The 23834-nt window shown below is 71.2% G+C and carries 23 protein-coding genes; 12 read left to right on the forward strand and 11 right to left on the reverse strand.

The features are described from left to right. Positions 1-45 precede the first annotated feature (45 nt). Positions 46-558, reverse strand: a complete 513-nt coding sequence (locus ABD733_RS07555; protein WP_344794653.1) for a MarR family winged helix-turn-helix transcriptional regulator — start codon at positions 556-558, stop codon at positions 46-48. A gap of 128 nt (positions 559-686) precedes the next feature. Here ABD733_RS07555 and ABD733_RS07560 point away from each other — a divergent pair, with 128 nt between their 5' ends. Further along, positions 687-1361, forward strand: coding sequence for an antibiotic biosynthesis monooxygenase (locus ABD733_RS07560; protein WP_344794655.1), 675 nt, complete (start codon positions 687-689; stop codon positions 1359-1361). Positions 1362-1426: 65 nt separating this feature from the next. Next, on the forward strand, positions 1427-4087 hold the full coding sequence (locus ABD733_RS07565) for a phosphoenolpyruvate carboxylase (RefSeq protein WP_344794657.1): 2661 nt from the start codon (positions 1427-1429) through the stop codon (positions 4085-4087). Between the two features lie 105 nt (positions 4088-4192). Here ABD733_RS07565 and ABD733_RS07570 read toward each other — a convergent pair whose 3' ends face one another. Then, a complete protein-coding gene (locus ABD733_RS07570; RefSeq protein WP_344794659.1) occupies positions 4193-4549 on the reverse strand; it encodes a PRC-barrel domain-containing protein in 357 nt (118 codons plus the stop codon). A 119-nt stretch (positions 4550-4668) separates the two neighbouring features. On the opposite strand from ABD733_RS07570, the gene ABD733_RS07575 reads away from it, so the two are divergent. Continuing rightward, the gene (locus tag ABD733_RS07575; RefSeq protein WP_344794661.1) at positions 4669-5730 is read left to right on the forward strand and encodes an Rv2578c family radical SAM protein; all 1062 of its coding nucleotides are present in this window, start codon (positions 4669-4671) and stop codon (positions 5728-5730) included. A gap of 201 nt (positions 5731-5931) precedes the next feature. Continuing rightward, entirely contained in the window at positions 5932-7647 is a 1716-nt protein-coding gene (locus ABD733_RS07580) for an alkaline phosphatase family protein (protein ID WP_344794663.1), read from the forward strand. On the opposite strand, the gene ABD733_RS07585 is transcribed toward ABD733_RS07580, so the two are convergent. Next, on the reverse strand, positions 7644-8078 hold the full coding sequence (locus ABD733_RS07585; RefSeq protein WP_344794665.1) for a MarR family winged helix-turn-helix transcriptional regulator: 435 nt from the start codon (positions 8076-8078) through the stop codon (positions 7644-7646). The two genes, ABD733_RS07580 and ABD733_RS07585, sit on opposite strands and share 4 nt — an antisense overlap. Before the next feature lie 29 nt (positions 8079-8107). On the opposite strand from ABD733_RS07585, the gene ABD733_RS07590 reads away from it, so the two are divergent. Next, the gene (locus ABD733_RS07590; protein WP_344794667.1) at positions 8108-8374 is read left to right on the forward strand and encodes a hypothetical protein; all 267 of its coding nucleotides are present in this window, start codon (positions 8108-8110) and stop codon (positions 8372-8374) included. On the opposite strand, the gene ABD733_RS07595 is transcribed toward ABD733_RS07590, so the two are convergent. Further along, entirely contained in the window at positions 8371-9312 is a 942-nt protein-coding gene (locus ABD733_RS07595) for a LysR family transcriptional regulator (protein ID WP_344794669.1), read from the reverse strand. The two genes, ABD733_RS07590 and ABD733_RS07595, sit on opposite strands and share 4 nt — an antisense overlap. Positions 9313-9435: 123 nt before the next feature. Here ABD733_RS07595 and ABD733_RS07600 point away from each other — a divergent pair, with 123 nt between their 5' ends. Together ABD733_RS07600 and ABD733_RS07605 are read left to right on the forward strand one after the other, a co-directional pair. Then, positions 9436-10428, forward strand: a complete 993-nt coding sequence (locus ABD733_RS07600) for a putative oxygenase MesX (protein ID WP_344794671.1) — start codon at positions 9436-9438, stop codon at positions 10426-10428. Positions 10429-10448: 20 nt separating this feature from the next. Next, positions 10449-11483: a methionine synthase gene (locus tag ABD733_RS07605; RefSeq protein WP_344794673.1), complete on the forward strand. Its 1035-nt coding sequence runs from the start codon at positions 10449-10451 to the stop codon at positions 11481-11483. A gap of 59 nt (positions 11484-11542) precedes the next feature. Here ABD733_RS07605 and ABD733_RS07610 read toward each other — a convergent pair whose 3' ends face one another. Together ABD733_RS07610 and ABD733_RS07615 are read right to left on the reverse strand one after the other, a co-directional pair. Next, positions 11543-12841, reverse strand: coding sequence for an NAD(P)/FAD-dependent oxidoreductase (locus ABD733_RS07610; RefSeq protein ID WP_344794675.1), 1299 nt, complete (start codon positions 12839-12841; stop codon positions 11543-11545). A 240-nt stretch (positions 12842-13081) separates the two neighbouring features. Beyond that, positions 13082-14776 (reverse strand): alpha-glucosidase, encoded by a 1695-nt coding sequence (locus ABD733_RS07615; RefSeq protein ID WP_344794677.1) that lies wholly within the window; start codon positions 14774-14776, stop codon positions 13082-13084. Positions 14777-14992: 216 nt separating this feature from the next. Between ABD733_RS07615 and ABD733_RS07620 the strand changes: the two genes are divergently transcribed. The 3 genes from ABD733_RS07620 to ABD733_RS07630 are packed head-to-tail and all read left to right on the forward strand — an operon-like array spanning position 14993 to position 18100. Then, complete coding sequence (locus tag ABD733_RS07620) at positions 14993-16078, forward strand: permease (protein WP_344794679.1); 1086 nt, start codon at positions 14993-14995, stop codon at positions 16076-16078. Then, positions 16068-16886 (forward strand): TIGR03943 family putative permease subunit, encoded by an 819-nt coding sequence (locus ABD733_RS07625; protein WP_344794681.1) that lies wholly within the window; start codon positions 16068-16070, stop codon positions 16884-16886. The genes ABD733_RS07620 and ABD733_RS07625 overlap by 11 nt, the downstream gene beginning before the upstream one ends. After that, entirely contained in the window at positions 16886-18100 is a 1215-nt protein-coding gene (locus tag ABD733_RS07630; RefSeq protein WP_344794683.1) for a hypothetical protein, read from the forward strand. Before ABD733_RS07625 ends, ABD733_RS07630 begins: the two co-directional genes overlap by 1 nt. A 122-nt stretch (positions 18101-18222) precedes the next feature. Here ABD733_RS07630 and ABD733_RS07635 read toward each other — a convergent pair whose 3' ends face one another. From ABD733_RS07635 to ABD733_RS07655, 5 genes are all read right to left on the reverse strand, one after another. Continuing rightward, positions 18223-18633, reverse strand: coding sequence for a hypothetical protein (locus tag ABD733_RS07635; RefSeq protein WP_344794685.1), 411 nt, complete (start codon positions 18631-18633; stop codon positions 18223-18225). A 122-nt stretch (positions 18634-18755) separates the two neighbouring features. Further along, on the reverse strand, positions 18756-19874 hold the full coding sequence (locus tag ABD733_RS07640; protein ID WP_344794687.1) for an acyltransferase: 1119 nt from the start codon (positions 19872-19874) through the stop codon (positions 18756-18758). 96 nt (positions 19875-19970) lie between these two features. After that, positions 19971-21020, reverse strand: coding sequence for an NAD(P)-dependent alcohol dehydrogenase (locus tag ABD733_RS07645; RefSeq protein ID WP_344794689.1), 1050 nt, complete (start codon positions 21018-21020; stop codon positions 19971-19973). 79 nt (positions 21021-21099) lie between these two features. Then, positions 21100-21303: a hypothetical protein gene (locus tag ABD733_RS07650; protein WP_344794691.1), complete on the reverse strand. Its 204-nt coding sequence runs from the start codon at positions 21301-21303 to the stop codon at positions 21100-21102. 66 nt (positions 21304-21369) lie between these two features. Next, entirely contained in the window at positions 21370-22737 is a 1368-nt protein-coding gene (locus tag ABD733_RS07655) for a carboxylesterase family protein (protein ID WP_344794693.1), read from the reverse strand. A gap of 73 nt (positions 22738-22810) precedes the next feature. Between ABD733_RS07655 and ABD733_RS07660 the strand changes: the two genes are divergently transcribed. Then, the gene (locus tag ABD733_RS07660) at positions 22811-23206 is read left to right on the forward strand and encodes an ArsR/SmtB family transcription factor (protein ID WP_344794695.1); all 396 of its coding nucleotides are present in this window, start codon (positions 22811-22813) and stop codon (positions 23204-23206) included. Then, positions 23203-23700: an SRPBCC family protein gene (locus tag ABD733_RS07665; RefSeq protein ID WP_344794697.1), complete on the forward strand. Its 498-nt coding sequence runs from the start codon at positions 23203-23205 to the stop codon at positions 23698-23700. The genes ABD733_RS07660 and ABD733_RS07665 overlap by 4 nt, the downstream gene beginning before the upstream one ends. The last annotated feature ends 134 nt before the right edge of the window (positions 23701-23834 follow it).

Raw genomic sequence — 23834 nt, forward strand, 5'->3', positions numbered from 1 at the left:
CCGGGCCGGCAGCGTCTGGGCCGGCAGCGTCTGGGCCGGAGGCCGCTAGGCCGGCTGGTCGAGGTGGATCGCGCTGCCCAGTCGGCGCAGGAGCTCGATGAGCTGGGCGCGCTCCTGCTGCGAGAGCGGGGCGAGCTGCTCCTCCTCGTGCGCGACGAGGGCGAGCATGGCGCGGTCGACGAGCTCGCGGCCGACCTCGGTCATGCAGACGAGCACGCCGCGGCCGTCGACGGGGTTCTTGCGGCGCTCGACGAGAGCGCGCTCCTCGAGCAGGTCGAGGCGGTTCGTGAGCGTGCCGCTGGTCACCATCGTGACCCGCACCAGCTGCGCCGGACTCATGCGGAACGGCTCGCCCGAGCGGCGCAGGGCGGCGAGCACGTCGAACTCCCAGATCGCCAGGTCGGCGCTCCGGAAGGCGGTGGCCCGGATCGAGTTCAGCTGCAGCGAGATCCTGCGCAGCCGGGACATGACGTCGAGGGGCGAGAAGTCGATCTCGGGCAGTTGACCCGCCCAGGCATCGATGAGGAGATCGACCTCGTCGCTGCGCGGATCCTGCATGAGCCAGAGGATACTGCGCGACCACCCGGGCTTGCTGTACGCCTCGCAGGCGGGGGCGGGATCCGGTGCCCGCCCGGCTCACGCAGACGTGAAACGCCGCCGTAACAGGGGTCGGCGATACTCGGTCCATGTCTTCACAAGAGACGAGGAACACTCCCCGAGCGCCACGAGCGTCCGGCACCCTCCCCGTCACCGTCGCCATCACCCGCATCGTCCGCGACGAGCGGATCCCCGAGGTCACCCGCTGGGTCCAGGCCGGGGTGAACCTCGCGAACCGCCACCCGGGATTCCTCGGCTCCGGCTGGGTCCGGGCGCACGGCGAGAGCGACGAGTGGCACATGCTCTACCGGTTCGCCGACCGGCAGACGCTCGACGACTGGGAGCAGTCGGCCGACCGCCAGGGCTGGCTCGCCGAGGGCCGCGACCTCGTCGTCGAGTCGCGGGTGGAGCGGCGCACCGGCATCGAGGGCTGGTTCGACTCCGCGGAGGACGGAGCCGCCTTCGACTCCGATCATCAGGGCGCAGGATCGCCGCCGCCCCCGCCCCGCTGGAAGCAGGCGACGAGCATCTGGGTCGGCTTCTTCCCGGTGAACCTCGTGTTCACCTATCTGACGACGCTGCTCGTCCCGGGCTGGTCGGGCCTCGCGATCCTGCCCCGCGTGCTCATCACGACGCTGACCCTGACGCCGATCATGGCCTACTGGGTGCTCCCGCTCGCCACCCGGCTGCTCCGGCCCTGGCTCCACGCGCCGCGCCGGAGCCGCGCCGGGAGCCCCTCTGCGCGGCCGGGCGTAACCGAATAGGTCGGGGCCCGCTTGTCGTGGTAGCTATTGAGAGTGAACTCCCGCCTCCTCCGGAAGAAGCCGTGATGACAACATTCGAAGGATCCCGGCGAGCCGACGGATCGACCAGGAGCGCCGTCCGCGAGGCGGTCGACGCCGACCTCCGCGAAGACGTCAGCTACCTCGGCAACCTCCTCGGCCGCGTGCTCACCGAGTCGGGCGGAGAAGACCTCTTCCGCGACGTGGAGCGCGTGCGCCTGGCCGTCATCAGCGCCTACGAGGGCGAGGGCGACTCCTCGATCGAGCAGGCGCAGGCCGCCGTCGACGCCCTCGACCAGGAGCGGGCCGAAGAGGTCGCGCGGGCCTTCACCTGCTACTTCCACCTCTCGAACCTGGCGGAGGAGCACCACCGCGTCCGCGTGCTCAAGCGCCGCAGCTCCACGCAGGAGCGCGCCTCCGACTCGCTGCCCGCGACCCTCCAGGTGCTGACCGACGAGCTGGGTGCCGACGCCGCCGCCGAGAGGCTCCAGAACCTCCGCTTCCACCCGGTGCTGACCGCGCACCCCACCGAGGCCCGCCGCCGTGCCGTCGCCTCCGGCATCCGCAGGATCTCGGACCTCCTCGACGAGCGCGACGCGGCGACCAACGACGTCACCCGCGACGACACCGAGCGGCGCCTCCTGGAGGAGATCGACACGCTCTGGCGCACCTCGCCGATCCGCACCACCCGTCCCACCCCGCTCGACGAGGTCCGGACGGCGATGAACGTCTTCGACCAGACGCTGTTCGAGGTCGTGCCGCGCGTCTACCGGCTCCTCGACGACCGGCTCCAGGGCGCGCAGGCGGGCATCAGCCCCGCGGTCGCCCCCGCGTTCCTGCGGCTCTCGAGCTGGATCGGCGGAGACCGCGACGGCAACCCCCACGTCACCGCCGAGGTCACGAAGGCCGCCGCCGAGATCGCTGCGGAGCACATCCTGCTCGGCCTCTACCGGGCCGCGAGCCGCATCGGCGGCACGCTCACGCTCGACGAGGCCGACACCCCGGCGAGCCCGGCGCTGCAGGCCCTCTCCGAGAGCCAGCGCTCCCTCGACGACGGCCTGGCCTCGCGCATCGGCATCCGCTCGCCGCAGGAGTCGCACCGCCGCGTGCTGCTGTTCGTCGCCTCGCGCATCGACGCGACCCGTCGCGGAGAGGCCCCCCTCGCCTACTCCTCGCCCGACGAGCTGCTCTTCGACCTGAAGACCGTCCAGGACTCCCTGCGGTCGGCCGGCGCCCACCGAGCAGCGAACGGCGAGCTCCAGAACCTCGTCTGGCAGGTCGAGACGTTCGGCTTCCACCTCGCCGAGCTCGAGGTGCGCCAGCACTCGCAGGTGCACCGCACCGCCCTCGCCGAGGCGCGGGCGGGCGGCGAGCTGAGCGACACCACGCGCGAGGTGCTCGAGGTCTTCCGGACCATCAAGGCTCTGCAAGACCGCTACGGCCGTCGCGCCGCGTCGCGCTACATCGTGTCGTTCACGCAGTCGTCCGCCGACATCGAGAACGTCTTCGCGCTGGCCGAGATCGCCCTCGGCTCGGCCGAGGCGGCGCCGGTGCTCGACGTGATCCCGCTGTTCGAGACGTTCGCCGACCTCGACGCGAGCACCCGGATCCTCGGCGAGGCCCTCCAGAGCCCGCACGTCCAGGCGCGCCTCGACGCCACCGGCCGCAAGCTCGAGGTCATGCTCGGCTACTCCGACTCGTCGAAAGACGTCGGCCCGGTGTCGGCGACCTTCGCCCTCTACGACGCCCAGGCCAGGATCGCGGTCTTCGCGGAGGAGAACGAGCTCGAGCTCACGCTGTTCCACGGCCGCGGCGGCGCGATGGGCCGCGGCGGCGGGCCCGCCAACGAGGCCGTCATGGCGCAGCCGCCCGGGTCCGTCGACGGGCGATTCAAGATCACCGAGCAGGGCGAGGTCATCTTCGCCCAGTACGGCAACAAGACCATCGCCGCGCGGCACATCGAGCAGATGGCCGCCGCGACCCTGATGGCGTCGAGCCCGTCGAACGAGGCCCTGAACGCCTCGGCCGCGACGAGGTTCGCCCCGCTCTCCGAGACGATGGACCGCGTCTCGCGCGAGCGCTTCTTCAGCCTGGTCAAGGCCGACGGCTTCGCGCAGTGGTTCGCGCAGGTGACGCCCATGGAGGAGATCGGTCTGCTCGCCCTGGGCTCCCGGCCGGCGCGTCGCGGGCTGTCGCTCGAGTCGCTCGAGGACCTCCGGGCGATCCCGTGGGTGTTCGCCTGGTCGCAGGCCCGCATCAACCTGGCCGGCTGGTACGGACTCGGGTCGGCGCTGGCAGCCGTCGGCGACGTCGACGTCCTGCGCGAGGCCTACGCGTCCTGGCCGCTCTTCGCCGCGATGATCAAGAACGTCGAGATGTCGCTCGCGAAGACCGACGAGACCATCGCGCGCCAGTACCTCGCCCTCGCCGACCGGCCCGACCTCAGCGCGCTCGTCCTCGACGAGATGGCGCTCACCCGCGAGTGGGTCGTCGCGACGAGCGGCTCGGCCGAGGTGCTCGCCGGGCGTCCGGTCCTGAGCCGGGCCGTGCGGCTGCGGAGCCCCTACGTCGACGCGCTGTCGCTGCTGCAGCTGCGTGCTCTGCGCGGGATCCGGCGGGCCGAGCTCCGCGACCCCGCCGACGCCGACCACCGTCTGCTGCTGCTGAGCGTGAACGGGATCGCTGCGGGGCTGCAGAACACGGGCTGATCCTGCGGGCCCTGGGCCTTCACCCTCACCCGGAAAAGCGACAAGAAACCACGGAGAACCGTGGTTTCTTGTCGCTTTTCTGGGTGGTGCGGACTGACGGTGAGGTCAGCGGCGGCCGAGACGACGCTCGCCGCCGGTGCCCGTCTGGTACGGCAGGCTGTAGTGCGCGAACACGGCGGCCTCGTCGGCGGCCTCGAGCTCTCCGTCGGTGGCGATGAACGGAGCGTCTTTGATCTGCTTCTTGCCGTAGGTCACCTTGAGGTGCTTCGGTGCGACCAGGGCGCCGTTCAACGGGACGAACACGAGCTTCTGACGCCCGAGCATGCCCGTCTGCACCGTGGCGAACGCCGGCTGGTCGGTGGAGGTGTCGAAGTAGACGCTCTCGAGGGTGCCGACCTTGTCTTCGTCTGCGTCGACGACCGGGAGTCCGATCCAGTCGCGCAGGTTCTCCGCTTCGAACACGTCGTGCCTCCTTCTCGGCCGGGTCGATCCCGGCCGCTTTCAAAGGGAGACGGTAGTGGGTCGGGGTGGATTCGGGCCGGATCGGCAGGGATGTCGGAGGGTGCACGTAGGGTGCTCGCGTGATCGAGAACGCTGGGCAGATGCGGTGGGCGGGGCAGCGGATCGACGCTCAGGCGCCGGGAGCCCTCCCCGGGCTCGAGCGCGTGGCGAACCTGGTCCGGAGCGTGCGCACCCCCGAGTTCCAGGGCATGACGTTCCACGAGGTGGTCGCGAAGTCGGCCCTCAACCACGTGCCCGAGACCGCGAGGATGCTGCCCGGCGAGTGGACCATCAACCCCTACCGAGGCTGCTCGCACGCCTGCGTGTACTGCTACGCCCGCCCTACGCACGAACACCTCGGCATGGGGCTCGGCGACGACTTCGAGTCGCAGATCGTCGTCAAGACGAACATCGCCGAGGTGCTGCGCTCCGAGCTGGCCCGCAAGCGCGTGCTGCCCGAGCGGGTCGCGCTCGGCACCAACACCGACCCGTACCAGCGGGCCGAGGGCCGCTACCGGCTGATGCCGGGCATCATCGACGCCCTCGCCGACGCCGGGGTGTCGTTCTCGATCCTGACGAAGGGCACGCTGATCCGGCGCGATCTCGACCACCTCGCGCGCGCCGCCGAGCGGGTCGACGTCTCGCTGGGCATGTCGATCGCGGTAGTCGACGACGACCTCCAGCACGCGATCGAGCCGGGCACGCCCTCGGCGTCCGCTCGACTCGAGACCGTGCGCGCGATCCGGGCGGCCGGCCTCGACTGCACCGTCTTCGCCGCACCGCTCCTGCCCGGGCTCAGCGACTCCGCCGAGCAGATCGACGCGCTCTTCGCCGCTCACGCCGATGCCGGGGCGACAGCGGTCCTGCCGCACCTGCTCTACCTGCAGCCCGGCGTCAAGGAGCTCTACCTCGGCTGGATCGAGCGCGAGCGGCCGCACCTCCTCGCGGGGTACCGGCAGATCTACGCCGAGGGCACGCGCGCCACGAAGGCCTACCAGGAGGTCGTCTACCGCCGAGTGCGCGAGTCGCTCGCGCGGCACGGGCTCCCCCGGCCCGACGCCGCGACGAGCGACCTGTTCGCGCTGCACGGCAAGCGGAACGCCAAGCCCGTCGCTGCGCCGGTCGAGCCGACGCTGTTCTGACGCGGTGGCTGCTCTGCTCTGCGCTGGCTGCGCAGTGCTGCGCTGCGCTGCGCTGCCAGGCAGAGACATTCGAATCCTCACACGAACTATCACTTTGTCGAGTCGAAGCAGGAGTCGTTCACATCCCCGTCGCCGCTCCGTCACGCACGCCTTCTTGAATCGCCTCCCGCTCGCACAGTGCGAGCGTGGAGGAGGATCCCAATGAAGCGACAGTCTCTGATCGTCGGCGCCGCACTCGGCGCCGTCGCGCTGTGCGGGGCGGTGGCGATCGCGCCCGCGTCCGCGGCACCGACCACGGCCGACCGCAGCAAGCACGTCATCGTCGTCTCGGTGGACGGCATGCACCAGAGCGACCTGGCCGCATTCGTCCGGACGCACCCGAAGTCGACCATGGCCGGCCTCGTCGGTCACGGCCTCGACTTCACTCACGCGCAGACCACGTTCCCGTCGGACTCGTTCCCCGGCATGGTCGCCCAGTTCACCGGCGCGACACCCGCGCAGAGCGGCATCTGGTACGACGACACGTACAACCACGACCTCCTGCCCGCAGGCACTCGCGACTGCTCCACCGCCACCCCGGGCACGGAGGTCTCGCTCACCGAAGCGCTCGACCGTTCGCAGTCGCCCATCCGGCTCGACGCGGGACAGGGCCTCGGCAGCCCGGCCCTGGCGGCTCTCCCGACCAACACGAAGGCGCAGACACTGGCCGATGCCCCGGCCATCACGAAGGCCGTCCTGCAGATGACGCCCACCCCGCAGACGCTGATCGACCAGGACGCCCTCCCGGTCGACCCCGTCACCTGCCTGCCCCTCCAGCCGGGACAGTACCTGAAGACGAACACGGTCTTCGAGGTCGCCCGCTCGCACGGACTCCGGACCGCGTGGGCCGACAAGCACCCCGCGTACGCGATCCTCGACGGGCCGTCGGGCACCGGGGTGCAGGATCTCTTCACCCCGGAGATCAACTCCGTCGCCGACGACGCCGGAGACGACTGGACGACCGACAACGCCCTGACGCAGGTCTACGACTCGACGAAGGTCGAGGCGGTCCTCAACGAGATCGACGGCTACGACCACTCCGGCACGCGGAAGGTCGGGACGCCGGCGATCCTGGGGCTGAACTTCCAGACGCTCAGCACTGCGCAGAAGCTCCCCGCCTCCGACGGTCTCGTCGGCGGCTACCGCAGCGACGGGACCCCCGGCCCGCTCGTCCAGCGAGCACTGTCGTACGTCGACCAGCAGCTGTCGTCCATCGTCAGGCACGTGCAGGACGACGGCCTCGCGAAGAACACCACGATCATCCTGTCCGCCAAGCACGGCCAGGCGCCCATCGACCCGACGACGCTCCGACGGGTCGACGACGGGTCCGTCATCGACTCGCTCGACGCCGCGTGGAAGGCCTCGCACCCGCAGGCGCCCGCGCTGGTGTCGTTCTCCGTCGACGACGACGGCATGCTCCTGTGGCTGAGCGACCGCAGCGCCGCCGCGGAGCGTTTCGCCCGCACGTTCCTCCTGGGGCACGATGCGCCGGCGAACACCGTCGACGACGCCAAGGGCGTGCACTCCGCCACGGTGCACCACTCCGGCCTCACCTCCGTCTACACCGGAGCCGACGCGCACCACTACGTCGGTGCCGGGGCGGCGGACGACCGGGTGCCCGACCTCATCGGTGTCGCTCAGCCCGGGGTCGTCTACACCGGAGGCGTGAAGAAGATCGCCGAGCACGGTGGCGCTTCGGCGGAGGACCGCGACGTCCCTCTCGTGGTCGCCTCCCTCGCGATCCGACACCCGCACCGGATCGACGGCGCGGTGCAGACGACGCAGATCGCGCCGTCGATCCTGCGCGTGCTCGGCATCGACCCGAGAGAGCTGCAGGCGGTGCGCACGAGCCACGTGAAGACCCTGCCCGGCCTCTAGGCGACGGGCCGGGCGGCGTCGAGCAGGATCGTGAGCTCGTCGCGCACCCGCTCGAGCTGCTCCCGCGGGAGGCCGAGGCGCTCCACGATCCGACCCGGGACCGCGAGCGCCTCCTCGCGGAGGGCGCGGCCGGCGTCGGTGAGCGCCACGTCGAGGGAGCGCTCGTCGTCGGGGTTCCGGAGCCTCGTCAGCAGCCCGGACGCCTCGAGCCGCTTGAGGAGCGGGCTGAGGGTCGCCGAGTCGAGCAGCAGGGCGTCGCCGAGGTCGCGGACGCGGAGCGGGCTGCGCTCCCAGAGCGCGAGCATCACGAGGTACTGCGGGTGCGTGAGGCCGAGGGGCTCGAGGACGGGCCGGTAGAGGCCGATCACACTCCGGCTGGCGGCGGCGAGGGCGAAGCAGACCTGGCGGTCGAGGGCGAGGGGGTCTTCCACCCGTGAATCGTATCGCGTACTATTGCTTCGTGCACAAAGTAAATGGCAGAGACAGCGCCGGCCGCCGAGGCGCACGCAACCCCTACGAGCACGCGACCGGGTTCTGGGGCCGCCTCAACCGGTTCCTCTACCCCATCGCGGGGCCGGCATCGCTCGGCGCGGGACACCCCGAGGCCCCGTACGTGCCGCCCGCCGATCCTGCGTGCCCGATCTGCGGTCAGCCTCTGAAGCTGCACACGATCCTCCGGCGCGACGACAACCGCAGCAGCAGTCTGGAGTGCCCGAAGGCGGTCTAGTCGAGCAGCGCGACGCCGAAGTCGGCCACGACCGCCCTGACCTCGGCGAGATAGCGCTGCCCCTGCTCGGTGAGCGGGATCGAGGAGTGGCCGATCCAGCCGATCTCGATGTCCTCGTCGACGTCCAGCGGCACGGCGACGATGTCGGGGTCGAGATCGTCGCTGATGATGCCGGTCGAGATCGTGTAGCCGTCGAGCCCGATCATGAGGTTGAAGATGGTCGCCCGGTCGGACACCCGGATCTCGCGCTTGCTCGACAGGGTGGAGAGGATCTCCTCCGCGAAGTAGAACGAGTTGTTGGTGCCCTGGTCGAAGGTGAGCCGCGGGTAGTCGGCTAAGTCGGCGAGGGTTGCGCGATCCTGCGCGGCCAGCGGGTTCGTGCGGGAGACGAAGATGTGGGGCTCGGCGACGAAGAGCGGGCGGAAGAAGAGCCCGGAGTCGCGGAGCAGCTTGTCGATGACGTCGCGGTTGAAGTCGTTGCGGTACAGGATGCCCAGCTCGCTGCGGAGCGTCCGGACGTCTTCGATGATGTCCCAGGTGCGGCTCTCCCGCAGCGAGAACTCGTACCCGTCGGCCTCCGAGCTCTTGACCATCCGGACGAACGCGTCGACCGCGAACGAGTAGTGCTGCGTCGACACCCCGAGCAGGCGCCTCGACGGCGGCCGCCCGAGGTAGCGCTGCTCGAGGAGCGCCGCCTGCTCGACGACCTGCCTGGCGTAGCCGAGGAACTCCGCCCCGTCGGTCGTGAGCGTGACCCCGCGCGCCGACCGGAGGAGGAGCGAGCGGCCCACCTTCGCCTCGAGGTCCTTCATGGCGGCGGACATGGTCGGCTGCGCCACGAAGAACAGGTCGGCCGCTGAGCTGATCGAGCCCTCCGCGGCGACCTCGATGAAGGACTGGAGCTGCTGCAGCGTAATGCCGCTCGCCTTACGGGCCATAGCCAAAGACTATAGGTCTGCATAGCGAGTTCGAATTACTCGATGCCCGGCGATCTCGGGCACAGTGGAGTCACTGACTCACCCGAAGGCCACCCGGCCGATCGAGCACCGGATTGGCCCCTCATGGCGAACGAGTTCACGTTCAGCATCAGCACGACGCGCTTCGACGACGGCTACACGCCGTCCGAGAGCTCCCGGGCGACCACGAACTTCGCGAACCTCGCCCGAGGCGAGCACCGCCAGCAGAACCTCCGCAACGCGCTGACGATGATCGACCGCCGCTTCAACGACCTCGCCGACTGGGACAACGCCGCCGGCGACCGCTACACGGTCGAGCTCGAGATCGTCTCGGTCGAGCTGCAGTTCACCGCCGGCGGCGACGACCAGAGGTTCCCTCTGCTCGAGGTCCTCGACATCCAGATCGTCGACCGGCAGACCGGCAGACGCCACCAGGGCATCGTCGGCAACAACTTCTCGTCGTACGTCCGCGACTACGACTTCAGCGTGCTGCTGCCGTCGCTCGCCGGCGGGGCCGGCGCTCCCGTCGTCCCGGCCGACTTCGGCGTCCTGCACGGCAAGCTGTTCCAGCACTTCCTCGACTCCGACGCCTACCGCGAGCGCTTCCCGGTGACGCCCGTGATCTGCATCAGCGTCTCGACGAGCAAGACCTACACCCGCACCGCGAACACGCACCCCGTCCTCGGGGTCGAGTACCGCCAGGACGACTACTCGCTCACCGACGCCTACTTCGCGCGCATGGGCCTCGCGGTCCGGTACTTCATGCCGCGGGGCGCGGTGGCACCGCTCGCGTTCTACTTCCGCGGCGACCTCCTGACCGACTACTCGATCCTGCAGCTCATCGGCACGATCAGCACGATGGAGACGTTCCAGAAGATCTACCGGCCGGAGATCTACAACGCCAACTCCGCAGCGCCCGCCGTCTACCGGCCGAGCCTGTCGCAGGACGACTTCTCCACGACCGGGATCGCCTACGACCGGGAGGAGCGCAACCAGCTCGCCGTCAGGCAGGGCCGCTTCACGGAGGAGCACTTCATGACACCGCACCGAGAGGTCCTCCAGCAGTGGGCCGCCGACTACTCGTCCCCCACCCGATGACCACCGGAGGATCCCCGACCATGAACTCCCTCTTGCCCGTCTCCACCGTCGGCAGCCTCCCGAAGCCGTCCTGGCTCGCCGAGCCCGGCAGCCTCTGGTCGCCCTGGAAGCTCGAGGGCGACGCCCTGGTCGAGGGCAAGCAGGACGCCCTCCGCATCACCGTCCAGGAGCAGCGCCGCCTCGGCCTCGACATCATCAGCGACGGCGAGCAGTCCCGCCAGCACTTCGTCACGACCTTCATCGAGCACCTCGCCGGCGTCGACTTCGAAGACCGCGAGACGGTCAGGATCCGCGACCGGTACGACGCCAGCGTGCCGACCGTCGTCGGGGCGGTGAGCCGCGAGAAGCCGGTGTTCGTCGACGACGCCGCGTTCCTGCGCCAGCAGACCGACCAGCCGATCAAGTGGGCGCTCCCCGGCCCGATGACCATGATCGACACGCTCTCCGACCGCCACTACAAGAGCCGCGAGAAGCTGGCCTGGGAGTTCGCGACGATCCTGAACCAGGAGGCGAAGGAGCTCGAGGCGGCTGGCGTCGACATCATCCAGTTCGACGAGCCGGCCTTCAACGTCTTCCACGACGAGGTGCAGGACTGGGGAGTGGCCACGCTCGAGAGGGCGGCCGAGGGCCTCCGCGTCGAGACCGCCGTGCACATCTGCTACGGCTACGGCATCAAGGCGAACAACGACTGGAAGGCGACCCTCGGGCCGGAGTGGCGGCAGTACGAGAAGTCGTTCCCGCTGCTGCAGCAGTCGTCCCTCGACATCGTCTCGCTGGAGTGCCACCACTCCCACGTGCCGGTCGACCTCATCGAGCTCATCCGCGGCAAGAAGGTCATGCTCGGAGCCATCGACGTCGCGAGCGACACCGTCGAGACGCCGGAGGAGGTCGCCGACACCCTCCGGAACGCGCTGCGGTTCGTCGACGCCGACAAGCTCCTGCCCTCGACGAACTGCGGCATGGCGCCCATGTCGCGGGGCGTCGCGGTCGCGAAGATGGCGGCGCTGACCACTGGTGCCGGCCTCGTGCGCGAGGAGCTCGGGGTGCGCGGCTAGCGCGATCCTGCCCTCGCTGCGCGGTGCGCGGCCGTCGCGTGACGGATAGCCCCGGGCGGCTAGCCCCTCGCGTCGGTGGTGGCGGCGATCTCCTCGATGCGGTCGCCGTTCTTCCGCACCGGACGGACGTCGCCGACGATCGGCACCGCCTTCCGGTACGCGAACCAGGCGTAGCGCGAGATGAAGTGCGCCATCGTGGTGATCCGGTTGCTGTTGCCGAGCAGGCTGTAGATGTGGATGACGATCCACGTGTACCAGGCCGGGATCCCGGTCAGCAGGATGCCGCCGCGCAGCTGTGCGACCGCCGCGTGCCGACCGATCGTGGCCATGGTGCCGCGGTCGTGGTACTTGAACGCCTTGGTGGGCTTGCCGGCGAGGACGCGCAGGATCTGCTCGGCCACGTGGGCCCCGCCCTGCAGCGCGGGCTGGGCGAGCTGCTCCAGCGGCTTCGGCGAGAGGGCGATGTCGCCCACTGCGAAGACCGAGTCGGTGCCCTTCACGCGCAGGTCGGAGCCGACCAGGATCCGGCCGCCCTGCCCCTGCTCGAGGCCCCACCCGGAGACCTCGCCGTGCGCCGTGACGCCGGTCGCCCAGATGACGAGCTCGGCCGGGATGACTTCGCCGTCGTTGACCTTGACCCCGTTCGGCAGGACCTCCTCGACGCCCGTGTTCAGGCGGAGGTCCACCCCGCGCTTGCGGAGGCTCGCCGCGGCGTACCGGCGGAGGCGCGGCGCGAACGGCTTGAGGAGCTCGGCGCTCCGGTGCACGAGCGTGATCGTGATGCTCTTGCGGTCGATCTCGGGGTAGGCGACGACGAGGGCCTGGTCGCGGAGCTCGGCGAGCGCCCCCGCCATCTCGACGCCGGTGGCGCCGCCGCCGACGATGACGACCCGGACCTCCGTCGTGTCTTCGCGGACCGCCGCCTTCTCGAGCTGCGTGAAGAGCTCGTCGCGGATGCGGAGCGCCTGCGAGCGGGAGTACATCGACTTCGCGTACTCCTTGGCGCCGGGGGTGCCGAAGTAGTTGGTGTTGACGCCGTTCGCCAGGACGAGGGCGTCGAACGCGATGATCTCGCCGTCGGCCAGCTCGATGGTCTTGCCGTCGACGTCGATGTGCTTCAGCAGGCCGTGCTGGAAGTTCGAGTTCGGCTGCTGCGTGCGGAGGCTCCGCAGGAAGTACGTGACGTCGCCCGCGTTCAGGCCGCCGGTCGCCACCTGGTACATGAGCGGCTGGAACATGTTGTAGATGTGGCGGTCGATGAGGGTCACCCGGACGGGTGCGTCTTTCAGGGCCTTGAGGGTCGCGATCCCCGCGAACCCTCCGCCCACGATGACGATGTGTGGTGGCTGCTCGGCCATCTCTCCCTCTCTATGACGAACGAGGAGGCCGGCGAGGGCGCTGGTTCGTCGTCTTCGCTCGAAATCAGCCTCCAGGGTAACGCCACCCTGCCATCGCCGTCGAAACGGGGGTCGTCCGGGTGGTCGGCCTTGACATCCGGGGTGGTCTGCGTCCGGCGGGGCGGGGCGGCAGCGGCGCCGCGCCGCGGCGGTGCACCCGCGCCGACGCGCGGCGCCGACCCCGGCGAGGCGGCGCCGAGCTCAGGCCCGGAGGACCCGCACCTCCCACGGACGCAGGACCGCGGCGGGCCCCGACGAGTCGTAGTTGCCGAGGAGCAGCGATCCTGCGCCCCACGGCCCTTCGACGAGGAGAGGCACCTCGAGGTCGTCGCCTCCGACGTTCGCCGCGACGAGGAGCCGGCCCTCGTCGCCGGTGCGGGTGAAGGCGTAGAGCGCGGGGTGCTCGGGCTCCAGCAGGTCGAAGCAGCCGAGCGCGACGAGGGGCGACTCGTGGCGGAGGGCGATGAGCCTCCGGTAGTAGTCGAAGATCGAGCGGGATCCGGCTGCCCGGTCGGTCTCGACGTTCACCGTGTCGTGGTTCGGGTTGACGCCGATCCACGGGGTGCCGGTGGTGAAGCCCGCATTCTCGCCCGGGGTCCACTGCACCGGCGTCCGGGCGTTGTCGCGCGACCGGTAGCGGAGTGCCTCGAGGAGCTCCGCCGGGTCGCGTCCTGCCTCGAGCTCCTCGCCGAACCAGTTGATCGACTCGATGTCGCGGTACTGGTCGATCCTGCTGAAGGCGGCGTTCGTCATGCCGATCTCGTCGCCCTGATACACGTAGGGCGTTCCGCGCTGCAGGTGCAGGATCGTGGCCAGAAGCGTCGCCGACTCCACCCGGTGGCGGCCGTCGTCGCCGAACCGCGACACCGAGCGCGGCTGGTCGTGGTTGCCGAGGTACAGGCTGTTCCAGCCGGACTCCGCCAGGCCCGTCTGCCAGCGCGACAGCGACGCCTTGAGGTCGCGGAGCGCCAGCGGGACGTTGTCGAACTTCGACCCCGGACCGCGGTCGAGGTCGACGTGCTCGAACTGGAAGACCATGTCGAGCTCGAGCCGGTCGGCGCCGGTGAAGAGGCGGGCGTCGTCGACCGTGACCCCGGGCATCTCGCCGACGGTGATGAGCTCGGCGTCGCGGGCGGCGAACACGCGGCGGTTCATCTCCTGCAGGTGATCGTGGATCTGCGGGCCCATCCGGAAGTGCTCGCTGGAGCCGGTGAGGTCGCTCTGGACCTTCGCGATGAAGTTGATGACGTCCATCCGGAAGCCGTCGACCCCGCGGTCGAGCCACCAGTTCATCATCTCGTAGACGGCGTCGCGAACCTCGGGGTTCTCCCAGTTGAGATCGGGCTGCTTGGCCGCGAAGAGGTGGAGGTAGTACTGGCCGCTCGGGTCCGCGTCCGCGCGGCTCCAGGCCGGGCCGCTGAAGGCGCTCCGCCACAGGTTCGGCTCGGTGCGGCCGTCGGCGGGGCTCCGGTCGACGCCGTCGCGCCAGACGTACCAGTCGCGCTTCGGGCTGTCGGGCGACGACGCCGACTCGACGAACCACGGGTGCTCGTCGCTCGTGTGGTTGACGACGAGGTCCATCACGAGCTTGATGCCGCGCTCGTGCATCTCGGCGAGGAGGAGGTCGAACTCCTCGAGCGTGCCGAAGAGAGGGTCGATGTCGCGGTAGTCGCTGATGTCGTAGCCGTTGTCGGCCTGCGGGGAGCGGTAGATCGGCGAGAGCCAGACGACGTCCACGCCGAGATCCTGCAGGTGGTCGAGGTGCTGCCGGATGCCGCCGAGGTCGCCGACGCCGTCGCCGTTCGAGTCGGCGAAGCTGCGGGGGTAGATCTGGTAGACGACGGCGTCGGTCCACCAGGCGGGGGCTGGCTGCAGGGCTTCTTCGTTCAGGGTCACCCGTCGAGCCTGGCACGGCGGGGGCGCGGTCGGTGCGGCGCAGCGGGGCGAGCGCGGCGCGACTCGGGCATCACGGCGCCACAGGACGGCAGCGGTGCGGCGCCGCGGCGGGGTGCCCGCGCCGAGGTGACCCGCCGGAGGCCGCGGGGCTGAGAAGCAGGAGCAGCATGGGCGCGCCACCCGAGACGACGGGGGCTCCCCGGCTAGCTTCGTCGCGTGACGACACTCCGCACCGCCGACGAGCCCGCGCTCGGCGGCGACGCGCCCCACGGCGAGCACGGCGAGCACGCCGACCACCCGCCGCACCCGCGCGGCCGCCGCCTGCTCGGCGCCGGGCTCGTCGTGCTGGCGGCCCTCGTGGCGGCGCGGGCCGCGACCGGAGCCCTCGGCCCCGGGATCCTGCCCGACCGCCTCCAGGATTTCGTCACCCTCACGCTCAGCGTGATCGTCGAGTCGATGCCGTTCGTGCTGCTCGGCATCGTCCTGTCGATCGTCGTGCAAGTGTGGCTCCCCGCCACCTTCTTCGCGGCGTGGCTGCCCCGGAACCCGGTGCTCCGGCGCGCGGTGATCTCGCTGCTGGGCGTGTTCCTGCCCGTCTGCGAGTGCGGCAACGTCCCGCTGGCGCGCGGGCTCGTCGTGAAGGGGTTCAGCGTCTCCGACTCGATGACGTTCCTGATCGCCGCCCCGATCGTCAACCCGATCACGATCCTGACGACCTACCAGGCGTTCGGCTGGAGCGACGGCGTCCTGGTCAGCCGGGTGCTCGGCGGCTTCGTGATCGCGAACCTGCTCGGCTGGCTCTACGCGAAGAAGCAGGATCAGGATCAGCTCCTCGCCCCCGCGTTCGCCGCCGAGTGCCGCGTCGACGCCGGCGGCCCGCACCACGAGCACGGCGCCGGGATGCGCCTCGCCTCGAGCGCGACCCTGTTCCGCCGCGAGATGGCGACGCTCCTGCCCGCCCTGTTCGTCGGCGCCGCCATCGCGGGAGCCGTGCAGACGCTCGTGCCGCGCTCGGTCCTCCTCGTGCTCGGCAGCAACCCGGTCTGGTCGATCGCGGCGATGATGGCGCTGGCCTTCGTCATCTCGATCTGCTCGAACGTCGACGCGTTCTTCGTCCTGCCGTTCGCGTCGACGTTCCTGCCGGGCGGGCTGGTGGCGTTCCTGGTCTTCGGGCCGATCGTCGACATCAAGATGCTCACGCTGCTCAGGACGACCTACCGGCCCGTGGTCCTCGTGCAGCTCGCCCTCGTCGTCGGCCTCGTCGCGGCCGCCCTCGGACTGGTGGTGAACCTTGTCGCGTGACCTCCTGGCCCGCCTCGCGTCGCGCTGGCAGGGCGTCGCCCTGACCCTCGTGATCGGCTCCGGCACCCTCTGGCTCGCCGCGACCGGGCAGCTGGTGCTCTACATCCACCCGCGGTACGTCGTGTTCACGGTCGTGATGATCGTCGTCGGGATGCTCCTCTCGCTGCTCGCGCTCGCGCTGGGCGGAGGGGACGACGCCGCGCAGGATCACGGGCACGATCACGGCCCCCGGCCCCGCCGCCGGCTCCGGGGAGCGCTGACCGCAGCGGGCGCCGTCGTCACGGTCGGGCTGGCGCTGGGCCTGATCCTGCTGCCGCCTGCGACCCTGTCGAGCTCGACGGCCTCGACCCGGGGCCTCGGCGAGGGCGTGGCGGTCGCCGGGCCGGCCGCCGGCGGGGCAGGAGGAGGAGCGGGGGCAGGGGCCGCAGGAGCCCCGGCCGCGAGCGACGCGGCGACCGCGAAGTACACGGTGCTGCAGTGGGCGACCACCCTCCGGCAGACCAGCGACCTCTCGTTCTACGAGAACAAGCGCGTCGACGTGACGGGCTTCGTCAGCCCGTCGCCGACCGATCCTGCCGACACGTTCATCGTCACGCGCTTCGTCATCACCTGCTGCGCCGTCGACGCCCAGCCGGTCGGGGTGACGGTCTACGCGCCGAACTGGCGGTCCTCCCTCAAGCCCGACCAGTGGGTCAGGATCACGGGCGCCTTCACCGCCAATCCCAGCCGCACCAGCACGGCGTCGATCGCCCTCGTGCCCCGGTCGCTCACCCCCGTCGCCCGCCCCGCCGACCCCTACCTCACCTGATGGACTTCTCCCCGCGCATCGACTCGTGGTCGGCCGACGAGGTCGGTGCCGCTCGGCGGCTGCGCCGGCGACGCGGTGCAGACACCCCCGACCGGCCCGACGGCCCGGACGACGCCGGCCGCTCCCCCGCGCGGACGCCGACCTCGTTCCGCCGGGCGTTCGCGGTGACGGTGGGCGTGCTGATCCTGCTCTGCGCCGCCCTCGTGGTCGTGGCGCACGGGCGCGGGCCGACGCTCGCGAGCACGCAGGTGGACGCCGCCTCGGTCACGACGACGCCGCACCAGCAGCTGCGGGTCTTCACGGACGAGAGCGTGGCGCAGGTAAGGAAGGAGCAGGTCCGGATGACGCCCGCGGCCCCGCTCACGGTGCAGACCGCGGGCACGGTGATCACGGTGCAGTTCACCGGTCGGCTCCGGTCGGCGACGCGGTACTCCGTCGAGCTGCGCGGAGTGACCAGCGTCTTCGGCTCCCGCCCGGCCACCCTCACGACGGCCTTCACGACGGCGCGCGCCTCGGTGCTGACCCTCGACCGCGCTCCGGGTGGCGGCCAGGACCGCATCGTCCGCTCGAGAGTCGGCGTGCCGGGCCGGACGGTCGCCTACCGCGCCCCGGGCATCCAGGCCTTCGGCGCCCTCGGCTCCGACCTCGTGGTCGTCCGGGGCGACGGGCACGCGAGCACGATCAGCATCGTGGCGGCCGACGGGACCACGGAAGACCTCATCCTGCCCGGCACGGGTCTCGTCCGCTCCTTCGCCCTCGACGCCCCGACCGGCCTGGTCGCCTTCACCTGGACGCCGGCCTCCGAGCCCCGTGCGACGCCGCGCCTCTTCACCATCGACCTGGAGGGGCAGCACACGTCGACCGCGGTCACCGGTGCTGCAGCGAGGGCAGCTGAGAGGCTCCTCGCGGTGCGGCCCGGCTCCCTGACCACTCGGGGCACGGCTCGCCTCGCGGGCGACGGGTCGTCGGTCACCCTGACGGCGAGCGCAGGATCCCGGCCCGTCACCCTGACCAGAGCCCTGGCCGGACAGAGGCTCACCGCCCTCGGCACCTCGCCCAACGGCCAGTACGTGAGCGTCGTGTCGGCGCCGGCCGACGCGCCCTCGGACGGCCGCGCGCTCGACCCGGCTCCGCGGTCGCCGACGACGCTCGTGGTCGACGTCGACTCGGGCGCGACGGTCGCGTCGTTCGCCGGGTCGTCGCTCGCCTGGTAGCTGCCGGGCGGGGCGACGGACGGCGCCACAGGACGGCAGCGGTGCAGCGCCGCGGCGGGGTGCCCGCGCCGAGGCGACCCGCCGGAGGCCGGAGGGGTGGAAGCGGGAGCCGGGGGTGCGGGTCAGGCGGGCAGGGCGGCGCCGACCGGCGCGTGACGGCGGGCGGGGCGGAGGCTGAGGCGGTAGGAGCGCGGCACCATGGCGCCGGCGGCGATCAGCTCGCGGCCGTCGCGCGGGTCGAGGAGGGGGAGGTCGCCGGCCAGGAGCGGCACGCTCGTGTAGCCCGCGGCCTTCTCGCGGGCGACGACGCGCGGCAGGGCGATGCGGCAGAGCGGGAGGGCGACGATGCCCACGACCGTGACCAGGACCGGCAGGATCGTCGCGTCGAGACCGGCCGTCGCACCGGAGGCGACCATGAGGAGGGTGCCGACGAGCGAGAGCGTGCCGAGGGCGACGAAGGCGGCCGCCAGGACGGTCGCGAGGGCCCAGGTGTACGCGGGGACGCCGGAGACGAGGCGGGTGCTCTGCTGCATGGTCGGGTCTTCCTGTCGAGGTCGCACCGTCGGTGCGTCGGTTCCTCTTCAGAGTAGGAAGACGGGGCCCGCCGCCGCGCGTCCACGTTCGAGTGCCATCCGCTCGGGGGGCACGCCCGCCGTCAGCCCGCGACCGGCTCCCGGGCGGGACGGGGGCGGCGCTTGAAGGGGCGCCCGGCGAGCGCCAGGCTGGCGGGCGTCCGGCGCGCGAGCGTCGAGACGACGTAGGCCAGCAGGACGACGACGACGTACGCCACGAGCGTCAGCCACGGTGTCGGGACGTGCCCCTCGACCCAGTCGTCGCCCACCCACAGCAGGAGCCACAGCACGATCGGGTGCGCCAGGAAGATTCCGAACGAGCGGTCGGAGATGACGGTGACCGCTCTCGCGATCCTGCTCTCGGGGTCTCGCCGGTCGGACCACCAGGTGCCGAGCGCCAGGAATCCGAGCCCGACCGCGACCGACCAGACCATGAGCGCCGGCTGGAGCGGCGTGCCGGCCCGGTAGTAGCTCACGCCCGACGCGATCGAGATGCCGAAGAAGGCCAGCATCGCCAGCCCGGTGGCGGCTGTGACGACCGCGATCAGGCGGCGGTGCGCCCGCACCCAGGCCAGGAACTCCCGCGCGTGGAAGGCGGCGACCGCGCCGAGGAACACGAAGAACAGGTAGGTGATGAAGAGGCTCTTGGGGTTCTCGGCGATCCAGCCGAGGCTGTGCGGCGAGTAGCGGAGGAACCAGGTGAAGACGAGCTGGTACGCCCCGGTCACCGCGAGCAGGACCGCGTGGCGGCCCTTCGTCTTCTCGATGATCCACAGGAAGACGGGGAACAGGACGTAGACCTGCATCGTCACGAGCAGGAAGTAGAGGTGGTACCAGGCGGTGCCCTCGACGAGGTGCTGCAGGAACGAGACCGTGGCCTCGCCGAGCGTGTAGTGCGGCGACCGCAGGTTGCTCGAGACGAAGTAGATGAGCGACCAGGTGACGTACGGCACGGCGACCAGCAGGAGGCGGCGCGGCACCGTCCGGACGAACGGGCGCGGCTTGCTGAAGTAGCTGTAGGCCAGCACGAAGGCGGTCAGGGCGAAGAACACCTCGCGGGTGAAGTGCAGGAGCGCCAGGAGACCGTAGAGGCCCAGGTCGTCGGACGCGACCGTGTGGCTGGTGGTGTGGACTCCGATGACGCAGGCGAAGGTCAGGATCCGGACCACGTCGATCTCGTACAGGCGCGGGGCGGAGGGCATCCTGCGATTCTATCGACGCGGCTGTCGGACGGCCCGGGCCCTCACGCACGAGAGCGGCGGGCAGCCGGAGCCGCCCGCCGCTCGATCACGCGGGACTCAGTTGTCGAACGTCGCCGCGTCGATCACGAAGCGGTAGCGCACGTCGCTCTTGAGCACGCGCTCGTAGGCGTCGTTGATGTCGCTCGCACCGATGAGCTCGGTCTCGGGCAGGATGCCGTGCTCGGCGCAGAAGTCGAGCATCTCCTGCGTCTCGCGGATGCCTCCGATGGAGGAGCCGGCGAAGGAGCGGCGAGCGCCGAACAGCGTGAACACGTGCATGGGCAGCGGCTCGGCGGGGGCGCCGACGTTGACCATGGTGCCGTCGAGGTCGAGGAGCGAGAGGTACGCGTCGACGTCGAGCTTGGCCGAGACGGTGTTCAGGATGACGTCGAAGCTGTTCTTCAGCTCGTCGAACGTCTTCGGGTCGCCGGTCGCGTAGTAGTGGTCGGCGCCGAACTTCAGGCCGTCCTCCTGCTTCGACAGGGTCTGCGAGAGGACCGTGACCTCGGCGCCCATGGCGTGAGCGATCTTGACGCCCAGGTGGCCGAGGCCGCCCATGCCGACGACGGCGACGCGGGTGCCGGGGCCGACCTTCCAGTGGTGGAGGGGCGAGTAGGTCGTGATGCCGGCGCAGAGGAGCGGCGCGGCGGCAGCGAAGTCGAGACCCTCGGGGATGCTCAGGACGAAGGCCTCGGTGACGACGACCTCGCTCGAGTAGCCGCCCTGGGTGATCGTGCCGTCGGCGGGGTCGACGCCCGCGTAGGTCTGGATGTTGCCCTTCTGGCAGTACTGCTCCTCGCCGGCGAGGCAGTTCTTGCACTCGCCGCAGGAGTTGACCATGCAGCCGACGCCGACGCGGTCGCCGACGGAGTACCTGGTGACCTCGGAGCCGACCTCGGCGACCAGGCCGACGATCTCGTGGCCCACGACCTGCGGGTACTGGATGGGACCCCACTCGCCGCGGACGGTGTGGATGTCGGAGTGGCAGATGCCGGCGTACTTGATGTCGATGCGGACGTCGCGAGGGCCGACGTCGCGGCGCTCGATGGTGGTGGGGATGAGGGGCTCTGTCGCGGACGGGGCCGCGTAGGCGTTCACAGTGGGCATTGAACCAGTCAAACGCATGCCCGCTGAGAGAGGGAGGGCACGTCAGGGCACCCCTCGCGGGAATGTCCGCTGAGCGCCGTCAGACGCCGGTCTTCGCGCCGGCCTGCGCCTCGGCCTCTGCCTCCGCCCGCGCCTCTGCCTCGTCGTGCGCGTCGACGGTCGTCGCGGCCGCAGGAGCAGGCCGGTACGACACGCTCGCCGACCGGGCGGGGACGCGGGAGACGACGAGCGCCGCCAGGATCGTGACGACGACGCAGGCCAGGGCGAAGAGGAGGGGTGCCATGCTCGGATTCTAGCGGCGCCGCCAGAGGCAGCCTCCCGCCAGAGGCAGCCTCCTGCGTCGGGCTGCTCAGTCGCGGTGGAACGCCACCTCGTGCGGGGGCAGGGCCGTCGCCGGCACGCGGCCCGTCCGGGCGAAGCCGGCCCACGCGCGTCGGAGCTCCCGGCCGCGGCGCTCGACCTCGGGCCAGTCGCCCTCGCCGACGAGGGCGGTCCTCGTCCAGGCGGCCTCCGTGCCGAGGAGGAGCGGGAGGTCGGCGACGTGCCCGGGACCGAAGGCGCTGCCCCGCGGCGCCCACCGGATCTCGTAGCGCGTAGCCCGGCCTCCGGCTCGGCGGTGCCTGTCCGCGAACCGCTTCGCGTCGCGCGTGTAGACACGGTCGGTCGTCGGGCGGGTGATGAGCCAGCGGAGCCCGGGCCCGACGACGGGGAGGCCGGTCAGCACGCGGAGCGGCGGGATCAGCGGGAGGTACATGGCGGTCTCCTCGCGGAGGGTGCCGATCAGCAGGTCGATCTCCGGGGCGATCCTGCGCCAGGCCTCGTCGGTCTCGCTCTCGCGCGGGAGCGGCGCGTGGCCGTACTGCACCCCGAACGGCATGCCGCCGACCAGGCCGAAGCGGAGGGCCGCGCGCTCGGCCTTCGGCTGCAGGGCCAGCAGCTCGTCGAGGTCGGTGTCGGGGCCGGGCACCCCGGTGGCCGCCAGCATCGCCCGGACCATCGGCTCCCGGCGACGCAGGATCCCGAGCGGGTCGCTCTGCACGATGGCCCGCCGGAAGAGGCCTCGAGCGCCGTCGCTGATCATCAGGTGCGAGATCGCGTCGGCTCCGGCGGACTGTCCGAAGAGCGTCACGCACGCGGGGTCGCCACCCAGGGACGCGATGGTGCGCTGGACGAACTCCAGCGCCGCGACGAGGTCGAGGAGGCCGAGGTTCGCCGGCAGGGTGTCGCCGTCGCCGAAGAAGCCGAGCATGCCGAGGCGGTAGGTGACGCCGATCACGATCACGCGCTGCTCCGAGACGAGAGACGCGGCGTCGTAGAGCGGGACGTCGGCGGCTCCGGTCACGTAGGCGCCGCCGTGGATCCACACCATCACCGGCACCCGCTCGCCCGGCTCCAGGTCGGCGGGGATCGTGATCGTCAGGGTCTGGCAGTCCTCCGACGCGACGAGCCCCTCCGAGACGCCGGGCAGGAGCGTCGCGAGCACGGGCGACGAGAGCTGCGGGCTGGCCGGCGAGCGGACGAAGGCGCGGAACGGCGCAGGATCCCCGCTGACGTCGGCGAGCCGCTCGACGACCTCCGGGGCCTGGAACCTCCCCGCCCGGGCGTAGGGCACCCCGACCAGCCGGACGACGTCGCCGTCCACCCGCCCCACCACCGCCCCGGCGGGCGTCGCGTACTCGCGGGTCGCAGGGCCGGGGGTCTCGGGGTCGTCGTCCACCCCCTCATCCTGCCCCAGCGGATCCGTGGGATCGCTTGCGCCGCGTCGGGAGGCGGGGCTAACGTACAACCACATGGTTGTACAACAGGAACTCACGAGCGCCGAGGTCGACCTCCTCTTCCACGCGCTGGCCGACGCCACCCGGCGCGACATCGTCCAGCGCGTGATCGACGAGGAGCAGTCGGTGTCGACGCTCGCGCGCGCCTACGAGGTCAGCTTCGCTGCGATCCAGAAGCACGTCGCGGTCCTCGAGCGCGCGCGCCTCGTCACGAAACGGCGCCGCGGCCGGGAGCAGATCGTGCACGGCGAGATCGACACGCTGAGCCGGGCCGAGCGGCTCCTCCAGCAGTACCTCGAGCTCTGGCAGCAGCGGGCGGGCCGCATGGACGCCCTGCTGCGAGAAGACGAGGGGCGTGATCCTGCGCCCTCGGCCGGACCGACACCCGTCACACGGAAGGACACCCCATGACCACCACCCTCGAGTCGACGGTCGACGCCGACGCGCTGACCCTGACCTTCGTCGCCGAGTTCGACGCCGCACCCGACCGCGTCTGGCAGCTCTGGGTCGATCCCCGCCAGCTGGAGCGCTGGTGGGGCCCGCCGACCTGGCCCGCCACGTTCGTCGAGCACGATCCCACGCCCGGCGGCGTCTCGAAGTACTTCATGACCGGGCCGGACGGCACCCGCTCGGCCGGCTGGTGGCGGTTCGTCTCGCTCACGCCTCCGGAGTCGCTCGTCTTCGAGGACGGCTTCGCGACCGAGGCCGGCGAGCTCGACGACTCGCTTCCCACCACGCGGACGAGCGTCACGCTGGCCGGGATCGACGGCGGCGACACCCGGACCAGGATGACGACCGTCACGCGTTTCACGAGCGCCGACGAGCTCGAGAAGCTCCTCCAGATGGGCATGCGCGAGGGCATGACGGAGGCGATGGGTCAGATCGAGGCGATCCTCGCCGGCTGAGGACGGCCGCACGAGAGAGGGGTCCGCCCTCCCCGAACCGGAAGGCGGACCCCGTCGACGCGGCGAGACGAGCCGCCCGAACGGCTGGCCTCCAGGTGGTCCCTACTCCACCTCCGCGCACCTCACGAGCGGAG

Origin of the sequence: Frondihabitans peucedani (assembly GCF_039537585.1) — a bacterium.
GTDB classification, from domain to species: Bacteria; Actinomycetota; Actinomycetes; order Actinomycetales; family Microbacteriaceae; genus Frondihabitans; species Frondihabitans peucedani.

Excerpts from the sequence above, each read along its gene's own strand:
- ABD733_RS07555 (WP_344794653.1), bottom strand. The coding sequence starts at position 558 with ATGCAGGATCCGCGCAGCGACGAGGTCGATCTCCTCATCGATGCCTGG.
- ABD733_RS07560 (WP_344794655.1), top strand. The coding sequence starts at position 687 with ATGTCTTCACAAGAGACGAGGAACACTCCCCGAGCGCCACGAGCGTCC.
- ABD733_RS07565 (WP_344794657.1), top strand. The coding sequence starts at position 1,427 with ATGACAACATTCGAAGGATCCCGGCGAGCCGACGGATCGACCAGGAGC.
- ABD733_RS07580 (WP_344794663.1), top strand. The coding sequence starts at position 5,932 with ATGAAGCGACAGTCTCTGATCGTCGGCGCCGCACTCGGCGCCGTCGCG.
- ABD733_RS07595 (WP_344794669.1), bottom strand. The coding sequence starts at position 9,312 with ATGGCCCGTAAGGCGAGCGGCATTACGCTGCAGCAGCTCCAGTCCTTC.
- ABD733_RS07600 (WP_344794671.1), top strand. The coding sequence starts at position 9,436 with ATGGCGAACGAGTTCACGTTCAGCATCAGCACGACGCGCTTCGACGAC.
- ABD733_RS07605 (WP_344794673.1), top strand. The coding sequence starts at position 10,449 with ATGAACTCCCTCTTGCCCGTCTCCACCGTCGGCAGCCTCCCGAAGCCG.
- ABD733_RS07610 (WP_344794675.1), bottom strand. The coding sequence starts at position 12,841 with ATGGCCGAGCAGCCACCACACATCGTCATCGTGGGCGGAGGGTTCGCG.
- ABD733_RS07630 (WP_344794683.1), top strand. The coding sequence starts at position 16,886 with ATGGACTTCTCCCCGCGCATCGACTCGTGGTCGGCCGACGAGGTCGGT.
- ABD733_RS07635 (WP_344794685.1), bottom strand. The coding sequence starts at position 18,633 with ATGCAGCAGAGCACCCGCCTCGTCTCCGGCGTCCCCGCGTACACCTGG.
- ABD733_RS07640 (WP_344794687.1), bottom strand. The coding sequence starts at position 19,874 with ATGCCCTCCGCCCCGCGCCTGTACGAGATCGACGTGGTCCGGATCCTG.
- ABD733_RS07645 (WP_344794689.1), bottom strand. The coding sequence starts at position 21,020 with ATGCCCACTGTGAACGCCTACGCGGCCCCGTCCGCGACAGAGCCCCTC.
- ABD733_RS07650 (WP_344794691.1), bottom strand. The coding sequence starts at position 21,303 with ATGGCACCCCTCCTCTTCGCCCTGGCCTGCGTCGTCGTCACGATCCTG.
- ABD733_RS07660 (WP_344794695.1), top strand. The coding sequence starts at position 22,811 with ATGGTTGTACAACAGGAACTCACGAGCGCCGAGGTCGACCTCCTCTTC.
- ABD733_RS07665 (WP_344794697.1), top strand. The coding sequence starts at position 23,203 with ATGACCACCACCCTCGAGTCGACGGTCGACGCCGACGCGCTGACCCTG.